This window comes from Streptomyces sp. NPDC048718, from assembly GCF_043198875.1.
GTDB lineage: Bacteria > Actinomycetota > Actinomycetes > Streptomycetales > Streptomycetaceae > Streptomyces.
In genome coordinates this window covers 69956-84290 of the sequence record NZ_JBICVG010000006.1, presented here as the reverse complement: position 1 = coordinate 84290, position 14335 = coordinate 69956, and the positions used below count along the sequence as shown (strand labels likewise).

Sequence of the window (14335 nt, the reverse complement as noted above, 5' to 3'; positions counted from 1 at the left end):
GCCAACCCCGACGGCATGGGCACCGGGACCCACGAACCCACGTCTTGACGGGGCAGAGATGATCCGGCCCAGCCAGCGCTCTGGCAAGGCCGTCTGCCTGCGGCGCCTCTGACCGACACCCCGTGGGTGAGCCGCCGGTACACCTGTACCCGCGTCTCACCCACGGGCACGCCGACGCGATCACGCGCCGCCGGCCTCCGGAAACAACAGCCGCCGGCAGGGCATCAACACCCCGCCGGCGGCAAAGCCTCATGAGCACGCACGAATCCTCGGCGGCCCCGTAACGCCGACCTGGCATCGACATCGGCGGCACACAACGACCCCCTGACACTCCATCAGAACGAGCGTCAAATGAGCGTCAAGATACCCCTGCGAGCGTCATCTCAGCGTCAAGACATCGCCCATAACGCCCGCACCGCCCCTCAAGCGCACCCACAAAACCGCAGGTCACGCCTCCTTCTTCACCGGCTCCAGGATCGCCACGCACTCCACGTGGTGCGTCATCGGGAACAGGTCGAAGGCTCGCAGCGTCCGGACCCGGTAGCCGTTGTCGCGGAAGTAGCCGAGGTCGCGGGCCAGGGCGGCCGGGTCGCAGGCGACGTAGGCGATGCGGCGGGCGCCGAGGGTGGCCAGGTGGTGGACGGTCTGCTTGCCGGCGCCGGCGCGCGGCGGGTCGAGGACGATCAGGTCGACGTCCGTGATGCCGGTGCGCGGGAGGACGGACTCGACCTTGCCCTGCTCGATGCGGACGCGCGGGTAGTCGGCCAGGTTGTGGCGGGCGTCCTCCACCGCGCGCTTGCCGGACTCGATGCCGAGGACGGCGCCCTCGTCGCCGAGGCGGTCCGCGAGGGCGCCCGCGAAGAGGCCGACGCCGCAGTAGAGGTCCAGGGCCATCTCGCCCTTGCGCGGCAGGAGGCCCTGCATGACGGCGCGGACGAGGGTGTCGGCGGCCTTCGGGTGGACCTGCCAGAAGCCGCCGCTGCCGACGCGGTAGGTGCGGTCGTCGGCGCGCTCGCGGACGAAGGGACGGCCGTGGACGCGGTGGACGCCGCCGTCCTTCTCGTCGACGCGCATGACCGAGACGGGCTTGTCGAGCTCCACGATCGGCAGCCGGGCGCCGGGCCGCGGGGTCAGGATGACCTGGCGGTCCTGCGAGCCGGTCGCGGCGATGGCCTCGATCGACGCCATGCCTTCCCAGGTGCGGCTCTCGATGCCCAGCTCGGAGACTCCCGGGGCGGCGATCATGCAGTGGTCGACCGCCTCGACCTCGTGCGAGCGGTGCTTGCGCAGACCCGCGTGGCCTTCGGCGTCGACCGCGTACTGGACACGGGTGCGCCACTGCGGGACCTCGCCGGCCGGCAGCTTGTCGCCCTCGGCCGGTACGACGGTGCCGTCCCAGCCCGCCTCCTCCGGGGTGAGGCCCGCGAGCCGCTGCAGCTGCTCGGCGATGACCTCGCCCTTGAGGCGGCGCTGGGCGCCCGGCTTCGCGTGCTGCCAGTCGCAGCCGCCGCACTTGCCGGGGCCGGCGAACGGGCACGGCGCAGCGATGCGGTCCTTCGACGCGTCCAGGATCTCGACGGCGTCGGCCCGCAGGAAGCGGGAGGTCTCCTCGCCCTCTGTCACCCGGGCCCGGACCCGCTCGCCCGGCAGGGCGTGGCGGACGAAGAGGACCCGGCCCTCCTCCGTACGGGCGATGCAGTGACCGCCGTGGGCCACGGGGCCGACCTCGACCTCGTACTCCTCCCCGACCAACGACGCAACAGGGGTGTTTTGCATGATCAGGAGCTCCAGAAAGGAAAGAGGGGGAAGAGGAAGGGAAGAGGGGGAGGAAAGAGAGGGAGAGGTGCGGGGGAAGCCGCGGGAAGGAAGAAAAGCAGGCGCCGTTTGCACGGCAGCCCACCAGTCTAGTTGCTCTTCCCGGCCGTTTCCCGCTGGCCCTTCTCCACCGGGCCGCGGCGCACCGAGCCCGGCGCGTTCCACTCCTGGCGCCTGCGGAACCGTTTGCGCGCGGCTTCCGAGGAGCGGAGCTGGTACGGCACGGACGTCACCATGACACCCGGCGTGAACAGCAGCCGCCCCTTGAGGCGCAGCGCGCTCTGGTTGTGCAGCAGGTGCTCGTACCAGTGGCCGACCACGTACTCCGGGATGTAGACGGACACGGCGTCGCGCGGGCTCTCCTGGCGCAGGTTCTTCACGTACTCCACGACCGGCCGGGTGATCTCGCGGTACGGCGAGTCGAGGATCTTGAGCGGGACGTTGATGCCGCGCCGCTCCCACTCCGCCTTCAGTTCCTTGGTGTCGGCCGGGTCGACGTTGACGGTGAGCGCCTCCAGCTCGCTGGCGTGCATGAGCTTGGCGTACGCGAGGGCCCGCAGGGTGGGCTTGTGGAGCTTGGAGACGAGGACGATGGAACGGACCCGGGAGGGGCGTACGTACTCGTCAGGACGTTCCTCGGCCGCGGCGATCTCTCGTCCGACCGAGTCGTAGTGGCGGCGGATCGCGGTCATCGTCACGTAGAAGATCACCATGCCGAGCAGCGCGACCCAGGCGCCGTGGGTGAACTTCGTGGCGAGGACAACGACCAGGACGAGACCGGTGAAGAAGGCGCCGAAGGCGTTGATCGCGCGGGAGCGGATCATGTGGCGGCGCTTGGCCGGGTCCCGCTCGGCGGCCAGGTGGCGGTTCCAGTGCCGGACCATGCCGATCTGGCTCAGGGTGAAGGAGACGAACACGCCGACGATGTAGAGCTGGATCAGGCGGGTGGAGTCCGCGCCGTAGATCCAGACGAGGAGCGCGGCGGCGCCGGCGAGCAGCACGATGCCGTTGGAGAAGGCGAGCCGGTCGCCGCGGGTGTGCAGCTGGCGCGGCAGGTAGCGGTCCTGGGCGAGGATCGAGCCGAGGAGCGGGAAGCCGTTGTACGCCGTGTTGGCGGCCAGGAAGAGGACGAGCGCGGTGGCGGCGGCCAGCAGGATGAAGAAGAACGTGCCCTGGCCGAAGACGGCCGCGGCGACCTGCGAGATGACCGGGTCCTGGACATAGCCGGGACCGACCGGGACACCGTCGCGCACGAGGTCGTGGGCGGGGTTCTCGGCCATCCGGACGTTGGTGGCCGTGGCCAGGAAGATGATGCCGCAGAACATGGTGACGGCGAGCCCGCCCATGAGGGCGAGCGTGCTGGCGGCGTTCTTCGACTTCGGCTTGCGGAAGGCGGGCACGCCGTTGGAGATGGCCTCGACGCCGGTGAGCGCCGCACAGCCCGAGGAGAAGGCCCGCAGCAGCAGGAAGATCAGCGCGAAGCCGGCGAGTCCGCCGTGCTCGGGCTTGATCTCGAAGTCGGCGGTCGGCGCGCGCATGGTGTCGCCGAGGACGAGACCGCGGAAGGCACCCCAGAGGATCATCGCGAAGACGCCGAAGACGAAGACGTACGTCGGGATGGCGAAGAGGCTGCCGGACTCCTTGACTCCGCGCAGGTTCATCAGGGTCAGCAGCACGATCACGGCGATCGCCGAGATCGTCTTGTGCTCGATGATGAACGGGACGGCGGAGCCGAGGTTCTCGATGCCGGAGGAGATCGACACGGCGACGGTCAGGACGTAGTCGACGAGCAGGGCGCTCGCGACGGTGAGGCCGGCCTTCGGGCCGAGGTTGGTGGTGGCGACCTCGTAGTCGCCACCGCCGCTCGGGTACGCGTGCACGTTCTGCCGGTACGAGGCGACGACCGTGAACATCAGGACCACGACCGCCAGCGCGATCCACGGGCTGAAGTGGTAGGCCGACAGGCCCGCGACGGACAGGACGAGGAGCACCTCGCCGGGCGCGTAAGCCACCGAGGACAGCGGGTCGGAGGCGAAGACGGGGAGGGCGATCCGCTTGGGGAGCAGGGTCTCCCCGAGCTTGTCGCTGCGTAGGGCCCGCCCGATCAGGATCCGTTTGGGCACGTCGGTCAGTTTGGACACAACAGAGGATCGTAAGCGTTCGAAATAGGCCGTGACGACCATCTTCCCCGATCCGCACCGAATCTCCGTGGCCCGCCACCGCGGATGATGTCCCGCCCGGTGGCCACGCTTAAGCTCAGACCGGACAGCACGCGCGTGCGTGGTCCGCCGCAGCCCGGGCGACTCGGGACGAGAAAGTTGTGAGCAGGGTGTTTTCGCAGGTCAGCAGGACGATCAGGAGTGCGGGGTAAGGGGACGTGCACATCGTCATCATGGGCTGCGGGCGAGTGGGAGCCGCTCTCGCGCAGACTCTGGAGCAGCAGGGGCACACGGTCGCGGTCGTCGACCAAGACCCGACGGCTTTCCGCCGTCTCGGCTCGGGATTCGGCGGCCGCCGGGTCACGGGGGTGGGCTTCGACCAGGACACCCTCCGCGAGGCGGGCATCGAGGAGGCCGGCGCCTTCGCCGCCGTGAGCAGCGGTGACAACTCGAACATCATCGCGGCCCGGGTCGCGCGCGAGATGTTCGGCATCGAACACGTCGCCGCCCGGATCTACGACCCGCGCCGTGCCGAGGTCTACCAGCGTCTGGGCATCCCCACCGTGGCGACGGTGCGCTGGACCGCCGACCAGATGCTGCGGCGGCTGCTGCCGTCGGGTGCCGAGCCGCTGTGGCGGGACCCGAGCGGTGGCGTGCAGCTCGCCGAGGTGCACACCTCTCCGGCGTGGATCGGCCACAAGATCAGCCGGATCCAGGAGGAGACCGGGGTGCGCGTGGCCTTTCTCACCCGGCTGGGGGAGGCGGTTCTCCCCACCTCCCAGACGGTGTTGCAGGAGGGCGACCTCGTGCACGTGATGATGCGGACGGACGAGATCGACACGGTCGAGGCGGCCTTCGCCGAGGGTCCCGAGGAGGGTGGTCACTGATGCGTGTCGCCATTGCCGGCGCGGGCGCGGTGGGCCGTTCCATCGCGGGCGAGCTGCTGGAGAACGGGCACGAGGTCCTGCTCATCGACAAGGCGCCGACCGCCATCTCGGTGGAGCGGGTGCCGCAGGCGGAGTGGCTGCTGGCCGACGCCTGTGAGATCACCTCGCTGGACGAGGCGGCGCTGCAGCGCTGCAACGTCGTGATCGCGGCGACCGGTGACGACAAGGTGAACCTGGTCGTCTCGCTGCTCGCCAAGACCGAGTACGGGGTGCCCCGGGTGGTCGCCCGGGTCAACAACCCGAAGAACGAGTGGCTGTTCAACGAGGCGTGGGGCGTGGACGTCGCCGTCTCGACGCCTCGCCTGATGTCGGCCCTGGTCGAGGAGGCGGTGAGCGTCGGCGACCTGGTCCGGCTGCTGCGCTTCAGCCACGGCGACGCCAACCTGGTGGAGCTGACGCTGCCGCCGGAGTCGGCGGTCACGGGGACGCAGGTCGGCGACGTGGACTGGCCGCAGGACACCTCCCTGGTCACCATCATCCGCGGCTCGCGCGTCCTCACGCCGAGCCCGGAGGAGACCCTGGAGGCGGGCGACGAGCTGCTGTTCGTGGCCGCGCAGGCGCGCGAGGAGCAGCTGGAGGAGCTGCTGTCGGTCCGCCGTCCGGCGGCGGACGCGTAGCTCCGGCCGGCTCCCGGCCCGATCGATCCGGTACGAGAAGGGGCCGGGGACCTGTGACAGGTCCCCGGCCCCTTCTCTTGTGTCCTGCGGCGGTACGCCCTTGGGGCCTCGGCCGCGCCGGCGCGCGTGCGCCTGGTTGCCTTGCCTCGGCCCTCCCGCAGGACCTACGCCTCGGTGGCCTCGGCCTTCCCGCGCGCCTCCGCCTCCGCCTTCGCCTTCTCCTGGGCCTTCTCCTCGGCCTCCATCTCGGCGAACACGTCGATCGGCGGCGGCGCCTTCGCCAGGAAGACCCACGTCAGATAGACCGCGAGCAGGAACGGCGGGATCTTCAGAGCGACCAGGACCCAGCCGAGCTGGGCGGTGTCGGCCCACCAGTACAGCGGGAAGAGGATCGCGCACTTGGCGAGCAGGATCAGGCCCCACGCCCAGCTGGCCTTCGCGTACGCCTTCTTGCGCCCCGGGTTGCGGGTGCGCCAGGAGAGGTTCTCCTTGAACACCGGCCCCAGGATCAGGCCGATGAGCGGTACGCCGGCGATGGTCGTGACGATGTACGCGACGGCGAGGCCGAGCGTGTAGAGCATGCCCGGCAGGTAGAAGTCCTTGGCGTTGCCGGTCATCATCGCGAAGACGACACCGAAGGCGACGCCGAAGACGCCGCTGAAGGCGTGCTTGACGGTGTCGCGGCGGATCAGCCGGACCAGCACCAGGACCAGGGAGACCGCGGCGGCGGCGATGGCCGAGGAGTGCAGGTCCTTGTTGATCGTGTAGATGGTGACGAAGAGCAGGCCCGGCAGGACCGTCTCCACCATTCCGCGCACTCCGCCGAACGCCTCGAACAGGGCGGCCTCGGTCACCGCCTTGTCGGTGGTGCCCTCCGGCCCCGGCCCCGGCTCCCCGGCCCGGCCGCCGGCCGTGTTCCGGGCGTGCCGGCCCGTGCCCGCCAAGGGCGCTGCGGGGGCGGGGGACGGCTGGTCGGCGGTCGGCTTGTCGACTGACGTCACCGGCTACTCCTGTCCGAGCGGTCGCAGCTCGTATTTGGGGTTGAAGAGGACCCGCCGGCCGTGGCTCATGGAGATCCGGCCGGAGGCGATCAGCTTGCGGCCCGGCTCGATGCCCACGATGGAGCGGCGTCCCAGCCAGACGACGTCCAGCGGTGCCGTGCCGTCGAACAGCTCGGCCTCGAGCGCGGGCACCCCCGCCCGGGGCCGCAGGGTGACCGTGCGCAACGTACCAGTCACCTTGACGATCGCGCGGTCGGAACAGTCGGAGATGCGTGTGCACCCCGACGCGGCCGTGTCCTCCTGGAGCTCCTCGGACTCCAGCTCCTCCTGCGAGGTGGACAGGCGGTCGAGCATACGGCGGAGGCGCCCGGTGGGCTTCTCGGTACGCGGTGCGGCACTCATACAGAAAGCCTACCGGCCGCCGCCGGGCCGGGGCCCGGGGCCGGTCTCAGTGTTCGAAGCGGTAGCCCATGCCCGGTTCGGTGACGAAATGCCGCGGGTGGGAGGGGTCGCGCTCCAGCTTCCGCCGCAGCTGCGCCATGTACACGCGCAGGTAGTTGGTCTCGGTGCCGTACGAGGGCCCCCATACTTCCTGGAGCAGCTGTTTCTGGCTGACCAGCCGGCCGCTGTTGCGGACGAGGACTTCGAGCAGGTGCCACTCGGTGGGCGTAAGCCGGACGTCCTTGCCGTCGCGGTGGACCTTCTTGGCGGCCAGGTCGACCGTGAAGCCGCTGGTCTCGACGACCACGACCCCGTCCTCGGCACCGCCGACCGGCTCGGCCCGGCGGACCGCCGCACGCAGCCGGGCCAGCAGTTCGTCCATGCCGAACGGCTTGGTGACGTAGTCGTCGGCGCCCGCGTCCAGGGCCTCGACCTTCTCGTCGGAGGTCTGCCGGGCGGACAGGACGAGGATCGGCACCCGGGTCCAGCCGCGCAGCCCCTTGATGACCTCGACGCCGTCCATGTCGGGCAGCCCGAGGTCGAGGACGACGACGTCGGGATGGCGCTCGGCTGCCAGCCGCAGGGCGGTGGCGCCGTCGGGTGCCGCGTCGACCTCGTACTTCCGTGCCTTGAGGTTGATCACCAGGGCACGGACGATCTGTGGCTCGTCGTCGACCACGAGGACCCGGGTCATGGAGGCGGCCTTCCTGTTCGGAGGGGGCGAAGTGGGTGGGGCGGGGCGTGCGGGATGCGGGGTGCGGTGCGTACGAAGACGCGGGAGGTACGGGGGTACGGGGGGGGTATGGAGAGTCCCAGGCGTCCCACGCGGGCCGCGCGGGCGGGGCTACGTGCCGGTACGCGTGGACGGCGCCGGGGGCTCGGTCCCCGAGGATCCGGCATCCACCGGCCCTGTGGGCCCTGCGGGCCCGGTGTCCACAGGGTCGGTGTCCAGGGGTCCGGTGTCCACGGACCCGGCATCCACAGGCCTGACGTCCAGCGGCCCGGCATCCTCAGGCCCGGCCCCCGCAGCCCCGGCCCCCGCCCGCTCGGTCCCGGCCGTACCCGCCGCCGTACCCGGCACGGGCGGCGGGGCGCTCTGGGGCGCGGTCCGCAGGGTGAGGACCATCGTGAGGCCACCACCCGGGGTGTCCTCGGCGGTCAGGGTGCCGCCCATGGCCTCGACGAAACCGCGGGCGACGGGCAGCCCGAGACCGACGCCGGAGCCGCGCGGGGCGTCGCCGAAGCGCTGGAAGGGCTCGAAGATGCCGTCCTTGCCCTCCTCCGGGACGCCCGGGCCGCGGTCGGTCACCCGCAGTTCGAGACGTTCGCCGAGGACACTGGCGGCGACGAGGACGGGAACGCCCTCGGGGCTGTACTTGACGGCGTTCTCGACGATGTTGGCCACGGACCGCTCCAGGAGTCCCCGGTCGACGGCGACCATGGGCAGGGTCTCGGGGATGTCGAGTTCGACGCTGCCGTCGGGGACGCCGAGCAGCGCCATCGGCACCACCTCGTCGAGGTCGGTGGGGCGGATCAGCGGGGTGACGGTGCCGGTCTGGAGCCGGGACATGTCCAGGAGGTTGCCCACCAGGTGGTCGAGCCGGTCCGCGCCCTCCTCGATGCCTTCGAGGAGGACGGCCTTGTCCTCCTCGGACCACTCGACGTCGTCGGAGCGGAGCGAGGTGACCGACGCCTTGATGCCGGCGAGCGGGGTGCGCAGGTCGTGGCTGACGGCGGCGAGCAGCGAGGTGCGGATCTTGTTGCCCTCGGCGAGCTTGCGAGCCTTCTCTGCCTCGTCGACGAGCCGCTGGCGGTCGAGGAAGACGGCGGCCTGGGCGGCGAACGCGCCAAGGACACGACGGTCCTCGGCGGGCAGCACCCGGCCGCTCAGGGCGAGCGCGAGATGGTCGCCGACGGGCATGTCCACGTCGGCCTCCTCGGGGCGTCCCACGGGATGGGCGCCGACGCTGGCCGCGCGGGTCCAGGGTTCGAGGTCGCCGGAGCGTTCCAGGAGGGCGACGGACTCCATCGAGAAGGTCTCCCGGACCCGTTCGAGCAGCGCCTCCAGGCCGGTCTCCTCCCCCTGCTGCCCCGGCACCCCGAGCCGCAGCACGCTGCCCGCCAGATAGGACAGCACCTCGGCCTCGGCGCGCAGCCGGGCGGCCTGGTGGGTGCGGCGGGCGGCCAGATCGACGACCGAGGCCACCGACATGCCGACCCCGAAGAAGACGGCGATGGCCACGATGTTCTTGGGGTCGGCGACGGTCAGCCGATGCAGCGGCGGGGTGAAGAACCAGTTGAGCAGGACGGAACCGAAGGCCGCGGCCGCGAGGGCCGGCAGGAATCCGCCGAGGAGGGCGGAGGCGACGGTCAGCGCGAGGAAGAGCAGCATGTCGTTGGCGAGACCGAGGTCCGCCTCGACATGGGTGAGCAGCAGGCTGAGCAGGATGGGACCGGCGACACCGACCACCCAGCCCCAAAGGATCCGGGCGCGCCCGAGCCGCCCGCCGCGCGCGACGGGCAGGCCGCGGCCCTTGGCGACCTCCTCGTGGGTGACGATGTGGACGTCGAGGTCGGGGCCGGAGTCTCGGGCCACGGTCTGGCCGACGCCGGGGCCGAGGATGTACTGCCAGGAACGGCGGCGGCTGGAGCCGAGGACGATCTGGGTGGCGTTGACCCCGCGGGCGAACTCCAGGAGCGCCGAGGGCACGTCGTCGCCTATGACGTGGTGGAACGTTCCGCCGAGGTCCTCGACCAGGGTCCGCTGGTCGGCCAGCTCCTTGGGGGACGCGGAGGTCAGGCCGTCGCTGCGGGAGATGTAGACGGCGAGCACCTCGCCGCCCGCGCCCTTCTCGGCCAGCCGGGTGGCCCGTCGTATCAGGGTGCGGCCCTCGGGTCCGCCGGTGAGGCCGACGACGATCCGCTCCCGGGCCTGCCAGGTGGAGCGGATATTGTGCTCGCCGCGGTACTGGCGCAGGTATTCGTCGACCCGGTCCGCGGTCCAGAGCAGCGCCAGCTCGCGCAGCGCGGTCAGGTTGCCCGGGCGGAAGTAGTTGGACAGGGCCGCGTCGACCTTGTCGGGTTTGTAGATGTTGCCGTGCGCCATGCGCCGCCGCAGGGCCTGCGGCGACATGTCGACCAGCTCTATCTGGTCGGCCCGGCGGACGATCTCGTCCGGGACGGTCTCGCGCTGCCGTACGCCGGTGATCGCCTCGACGACGTCGCCCAGCGACTCCAGGTGCTGGATGTTGACCGTCGCGATGACGTCGACACCGGCCGCGAGCAGCTCCTCCACGTCCTGCCAGCGCTTGGGGTTGCGCGAGCCGGGCACATTGGTGTGCGCCAGCTCGTCGACCAGCGCGACGACGGGACGGCGCGCCAGGACGGCGTCGATGTCCATCTCGGGGAAGGTCGTCCCCCGGTACTCGATCTCCCTGCGCGGCACCGCTTCCAGACCGTGCAGCATCACCTCGGTACGCGGCCGGTCGTGGTGCTCGACGAACGCGACCACGCAGTCCGTACCGCGCTCCACCCGCCGGTGGCCCTCGGAGAGCATGGCGTAGGTCTTGCCGACGCCGGGTGCCGCCCCCAGGTAGATCCGTAGCTTGCCGCGTCCCATGGGCCCGACCTTACGTCCAGCCAAACGGACATACCGCACGGGTGGGCGCGGCCGGGGGCCGTCTTGACGTGATCCTGATGCACGGGTGGCACCGGCCCCGGGCGACGGCCGGTCCCCCGCGCGCGGCGGACAAGCCCCTGAGCCGCCCCGTTGCCCGCCGGAGGGTGGATCAGTGTTCGATGATCTCCCCGTCGCTCAGTTCGAGCACGCGGTCGGCGAGGCCGAGGAGCTGGTTGTCGTGGGTGGCGACCAGGGCCGTACACCCCTCGCTGCGGACCACGGCCCGCAGCAGCTCCATGACGGCGAGGCCGGTCTCGGCGTCGAGCTGGCCGGTCGGCTCGTCGGCTATCAGCAGCGCGGGCCGGTTCGCGAGGGCGCGGGCGATGGCGACCCGCTGCTGCTGGCCGCCGGACAGCTCTCCGGGGCGCTGGGCCGCGTGGTCGGCGAGGCCGACCAGGGCGAGCAGCAGCGCGACCCGCTCCTCCCGCTCCTTGGAGTCAAAGCGGCGCAGCCGCATCGGTACGCCGACGTTCTCGGCGGCGGACAGGATCGGGATCAGGCCGAAGGACTGGAAGATGAACCCGATCCGGTCGCGGCGCAGCGCGAGCAGTCCGTCCTCGCCGAGCCCCGCGAGGTCGACGCCGTCGATGACGATGCTGCCCTGGTCGGCGGTGTCGAGCCCGCCGACGAGGTTGAGCAGGGTGGTCTTGCCGGAGCCGGATCGGCCTTTGAGCGCGACCAGCTCGCCGCGCGGGATGTCGAAGGAGACCCCGCGCAGGGCGTGCACGGCGGCCTCCCCCGTCCCGTACGAGCGGCGCAGATTCTCCACCCGGACCATCGGCGACGCGGCCGGGTCCTCCATGACGGCCGCTCCCGTGCGGGCGTTGCTCTCGCTCACCGTGTTACCCCCCTGGTTCGAACGTGTGCGCCGCCAGTATGGGCCGAGGTCGGGGGCCGGTGCCAGGTCTGTGGATAACCCGGATCGGATCTTTCCGTGGCACTCGCCTCGGGCTGTGGAAAACCCGATGGGCCGCTCCCGTCATCCCCACACCGAACATACGGGCGGGGCGGAAGCGGCCCATCGGGCCTGTTCACATGGCGCGCGTGGTGCCCCACGCGGCGGTCGGCCAATGATCCGCTCGCTGATCCGGTGACCCGGTGACCTGTCCGTCGGCCGGACGGATCCACGCGGGCCGGCAGAACACGGCGGACCTCAGCGCGTCAGCAGATCAGCGCATCGGGGGATCAGCGCATCGGGGGATCAGCGGATCGGGGGATCAGCGGATCTCGGAGATCTCCGGGCCGCGCTGGAGCTGACCCATGCCGCCGGAGAACCGGGAGCCGGCCTGCTCTTCCTGCTGTACGCCGTCCGGCACCATCTGGGCGTCGTTCGGCAGCTTGAGGACGATCGGGTCGCGCGGGGCCATCGGGCCGTCGCCGCGGACGACGACGGTGTCCCGGACGATCTGCTCCAGCAGACCGGCGGCCTCCGGCTGCACTGCGCCCTGGCCGGAGATCACTCCGCGCAGGAACCAGCGGGGGCCGTCCACGCCGACGAAGCGCACCAGCTGGACGCCCCGGTTGCCGTCGGGCAGCTGTACGGGGACCTGCGCGCGCAGCTCCCAGCCCAGCGGGCCCTCGATCTCCTCGATGGCGCCACCCTGCTGGGTGATGCCCTCCGCGATCTCGTCGCGGACCTCGCCCCAGATGCCTTCCTTCTTGGGCGCGGCGAAGGCCTGGAGCTGTACGGCGCTGTCGCGCAGCACGACGGTGGCCGCGACGATCGCGTCGCCCGCCACCTCCACGCGCAGCTCCATGCCCTCCACACCGGGGACGAAGATGCCGCCGAGATCGACACGGCCTTCCTCCGGCTTGCCGACCTCGGAGATGTCCCACGGGCCGTCCGGCCGGGGTGCCGGCGGAAGGTTCACCCGGCGCGGCGCGGCCGCGTCGTCCGCGTGCTCACCGGCGGCCTCGCCGGCCTGTCCGGCCTCGCCCGCCGCGTCCTCGGCGGCACCGTTCTTCTTGCGACGTCCGAACACGTCACTGTCCTTCCCGGTCGGATACGACCGAAGCGTATCGATTCCCACCCGTTGTGCCGTCCACGGCGGCATGGCCGCCGGTGGACCCGAAGCCCCCTTCGGCCCGCGCGGAACCGGGAAGCTCCGCCACCTCGTGGAAGCGCACCTTCTCGACCTGCTGGACGACAAGCTGGGCAATCCGGTCGAACCTGTCGAACCGCACGCTCTCGCGCGGATCCAGATTGACCACGATCACCTTGATCTCTCCACGGTACCCGGCATCGACCGTCCCTGGGGCATTCACGAGTGCCACACCGCAGCGTGCGGCCAGGCCGGAGCGCGGGTGCACGAAGGCGGCGTAGCCGTCGGGCAGGGCGAGGGAGATCCCGGTGGGCAGGACGGCGCGCTCCCCGGGGGCGAGGACGGCGGCCTCGGTGGTCACCAGGTCGGCACCGGCGTCGCCCGGGTGCCCGTAGGCCGGAATCGGCACCTCCGGGTCCAGGCGGCGGAGGAGTACGTCGACGGGAGGGCGCATCAGGGGTTCACCTCGAAGGCACGGGCACGCCGGACCTGGTCGGGATCGGACATGGCGGCCCGGATCTCCTCCGGGCGTCCGTTGTCGATGAAGTGGTCGACCTTGACCTCGATGAAGAGGCCGTCCGCGCGGACGGCGACGGGGCCGTCGGGCCCGCCGATCCGGCCGACGGCGGTCGAGTAGATCTTGCGGCCGTGCACGGCGGTCACCTCGGCCGCGAGGTGGAGCACCGTGTCGACCGGAACGGGCCGCACGTAGTCGGTCTCCAGGCGCCCGGTCACGGCGATGACCCGCAGCAGCCAGTTCAGGGAGCCGAGGGTCTCGTCGAGCGCGGTGGCGAGCACGCCGCCGTGCGCGAGACCCGGGGCGCCCTGGTGACCGGGCTTGACGGTGAACTCGGCGGTGACGGTCACGCCCTCGCCCGCGCGCGCCTCAAGGTGCAGCCCGTGGGACTGCCCGCCGCCGCACCCGAAGCAGTGCTCGTAGTGCGAGCCGATGATCTCGCCGGGGGCGGGCGCGTCGGGGTGGCGAACCGGCGGTATGGCCTCGGCCGGCGGCGTCAGGGCGGGGGAAGTTCCAGTCACAGCCGCAGACCTTACCCGCGAGGTGGGGCGCGGGTCGCGCCGTGCCAAGCTTGGACGCATGCAGCAGTCTTCCGCACCGTCCCCCGGACAGTCCTCCGCACAGCCCGCGGCGCAGCCCGCTGCGCCCAGCTTCGACGAGCGGCTCACCGCTCCGGGTACGTGGTGGGTGATCGTGTTCCTGTTCGGCCTGTCCGGTGGGCTGATCATGCTCCCGCTCGGTGCGATCCCGATGATCGGCGGTCTGATCGTCGCGGCGGCCCTCGCGGCGGTGATGGTCTCCTCGTACGGTTCGGCCCGCATCCGGGTCGTGGCGGGGTCCCTGGTGGCCGGGGACGCCCGGATCCCGGTGACGGCCCTCGGGGAACCCGAGGTGCTGGACGCCGAGGAGGCGCGCGCCTGGCGTACGCACCGGGCCGACATGCGCGCCTTCATGCTGATGCGCAGCTATGTGCCGAGGGCCGTACGCGTCGAGGTGACGGACCCGGCGGACCCCACGCCGTACGTCTACCTGTCCAGCCGGGACCCGGAGGCCCTGGCGGCGGCGCTGACGGCGGCGCGCGGGAACGCTCTTCCCGCCCAGGACGCCTGACCCGGCT

General features: G+C 71.5%; 13 protein-coding genes. 3 read left to right on the top strand and 10 right to left on the bottom strand.

The features are described 5' to 3' along the window. Window positions 1-447 precede the first annotated feature (447 nt). Window positions 448-1776, bottom strand: coding sequence for a TRAM domain-containing protein (locus ACGFRB_RS13175; protein WP_363009563.1), 1329 nt, complete (start codon window positions 1774-1776; stop codon window positions 448-450). 128 nt (window positions 1777-1904) lie between these two features. Further along, a complete protein-coding gene (locus ACGFRB_RS13170) occupies window positions 1905-3956 on the bottom strand; it encodes an APC family permease (protein WP_361223868.1) in 2052 nt (683 codons plus the stop codon). Window positions 3957-4192: 236 nt separating this feature from the next. On the opposite strand from ACGFRB_RS13170, the gene ACGFRB_RS13165 reads away from it, so the two are divergent. Then, complete coding sequence (locus ACGFRB_RS13165; RefSeq protein ID WP_361223865.1) at window positions 4193-4861, top strand: TrkA family potassium uptake protein; 669 nt, start codon at window positions 4193-4195, stop codon at window positions 4859-4861. Further along, window positions 4861-5538: a TrkA family potassium uptake protein gene (locus ACGFRB_RS13160; protein WP_361223862.1), complete on the top strand. Its 678-nt coding sequence runs from the start codon at window positions 4861-4863 to the stop codon at window positions 5536-5538. The genes ACGFRB_RS13165 and ACGFRB_RS13160 overlap by 1 nt, the downstream gene beginning before the upstream one ends. Window positions 5539-5702: 164 nt before the next feature. On the opposite strand, the gene ACGFRB_RS13155 is transcribed toward ACGFRB_RS13160, so the two are convergent. The 8 genes from ACGFRB_RS13155 to ACGFRB_RS13120 form a co-directional block, all read right to left on the bottom strand. Then, window positions 5703-6539, bottom strand: coding sequence for a DUF3159 domain-containing protein (locus tag ACGFRB_RS13155; protein WP_393242636.1), 837 nt, complete (start codon window positions 6537-6539; stop codon window positions 5703-5705). Between the two features lie 3 nt (window positions 6540-6542). Continuing rightward, window positions 6543-6941, bottom strand: coding sequence for an OB-fold nucleic acid binding domain-containing protein (locus ACGFRB_RS13150; RefSeq protein ID WP_363009568.1), 399 nt, complete (start codon window positions 6939-6941; stop codon window positions 6543-6545). Between the two features lie 46 nt (window positions 6942-6987). Next, window positions 6988-7674 (bottom strand): response regulator, encoded by a 687-nt coding sequence (locus ACGFRB_RS13145; RefSeq protein ID WP_361223857.1) that lies wholly within the window; start codon window positions 7672-7674, stop codon window positions 6988-6990. 150 nt (window positions 7675-7824) lie between these two features. Beyond that, window positions 7825-10599 (bottom strand): DUF4118 domain-containing protein, encoded by a 2775-nt coding sequence (locus ACGFRB_RS13140; RefSeq protein ID WP_393242633.1) that lies wholly within the window; start codon window positions 10597-10599, stop codon window positions 7825-7827. A 169-nt stretch (window positions 10600-10768) separates the two neighbouring features. Next, window positions 10769-11461: an ABC transporter ATP-binding protein gene (locus ACGFRB_RS13135; protein ID WP_393243109.1), complete on the bottom strand. Its 693-nt coding sequence runs from the start codon at window positions 11459-11461 to the stop codon at window positions 10769-10771. Window positions 11462-11876: 415 nt separating this feature from the next. Next, window positions 11877-12641, bottom strand: a complete 765-nt coding sequence (locus ACGFRB_RS13130; protein ID WP_361223852.1) for a DUF3710 domain-containing protein — start codon at window positions 12639-12641, stop codon at window positions 11877-11879. Window position 12642: 1 nt separating this feature from the next. Beyond that, window positions 12643-13155, bottom strand: a complete 513-nt coding sequence (gene dut / locus ACGFRB_RS13125) for a dUTP diphosphatase (protein ID WP_361223849.1) — start codon at window positions 13153-13155, stop codon at window positions 12643-12645. Beyond that, on the bottom strand, window positions 13155-13739 hold the full coding sequence (locus ACGFRB_RS13120) for a PaaI family thioesterase (RefSeq protein WP_393242630.1): 585 nt from the start codon (window positions 13737-13739) through the stop codon (window positions 13155-13157). Before ACGFRB_RS13120 ends, dut begins: the two co-directional genes overlap by 1 nt. 58 nt (window positions 13740-13797) lie before the next feature. On the opposite strand from ACGFRB_RS13120, the gene ACGFRB_RS13115 reads away from it, so the two are divergent. Beyond that, the gene (locus ACGFRB_RS13115; protein ID WP_363009575.1) at window positions 13798-14328 is read left to right on the top strand and encodes a DUF3093 domain-containing protein; all 531 of its coding nucleotides are present in this window, start codon (window positions 13798-13800) and stop codon (window positions 14326-14328) included. The last annotated feature ends 7 nt before the right edge of the window (window positions 14329-14335 follow it).

What these genes read in the sequence shown, in the direction of transcription:
- dut (WP_361223849.1), bottom strand. Translation starts at nt 13,155, where the DNA reads ATGCGCCCTCCCGTCGACGTACTCCTCCGCCGCCTGGACCCGGAGGTG.
- ACGFRB_RS13140 (WP_393242633.1), bottom strand. Translation starts at nt 10,599, where the DNA reads ATGGGACGCGGCAAGCTACGGATCTACCTGGGGGCGGCACCCGGCGTC.
- ACGFRB_RS13115 (WP_363009575.1), top strand. Translation starts at nt 13,798, where the DNA reads ATGCAGCAGTCTTCCGCACCGTCCCCCGGACAGTCCTCCGCACAGCCC.
- ACGFRB_RS13145 (WP_361223857.1), bottom strand. Translation starts at nt 7,674, where the DNA reads ATGACCCGGGTCCTCGTGGTCGACGACGAGCCACAGATCGTCCGTGCC.
- ACGFRB_RS13175 (WP_363009563.1), bottom strand. Translation starts at nt 1,776, where the DNA reads ATGCAAAACACCCCTGTTGCGTCGTTGGTCGGGGAGGAGTACGAGGTC.
- ACGFRB_RS13150 (WP_363009568.1), bottom strand. Translation starts at nt 6,941, where the DNA reads ATGAGTGCCGCACCGCGTACCGAGAAGCCCACCGGGCGCCTCCGCCGT.
- ACGFRB_RS13135 (WP_393243109.1), bottom strand. Translation starts at nt 11,461, where the DNA reads ATGGAGGACCCGGCCGCGTCGCCGATGGTCCGGGTGGAGAATCTGCGC.
- ACGFRB_RS13160 (WP_361223862.1), top strand. Translation starts at nt 4,861, where the DNA reads ATGCGTGTCGCCATTGCCGGCGCGGGCGCGGTGGGCCGTTCCATCGCG.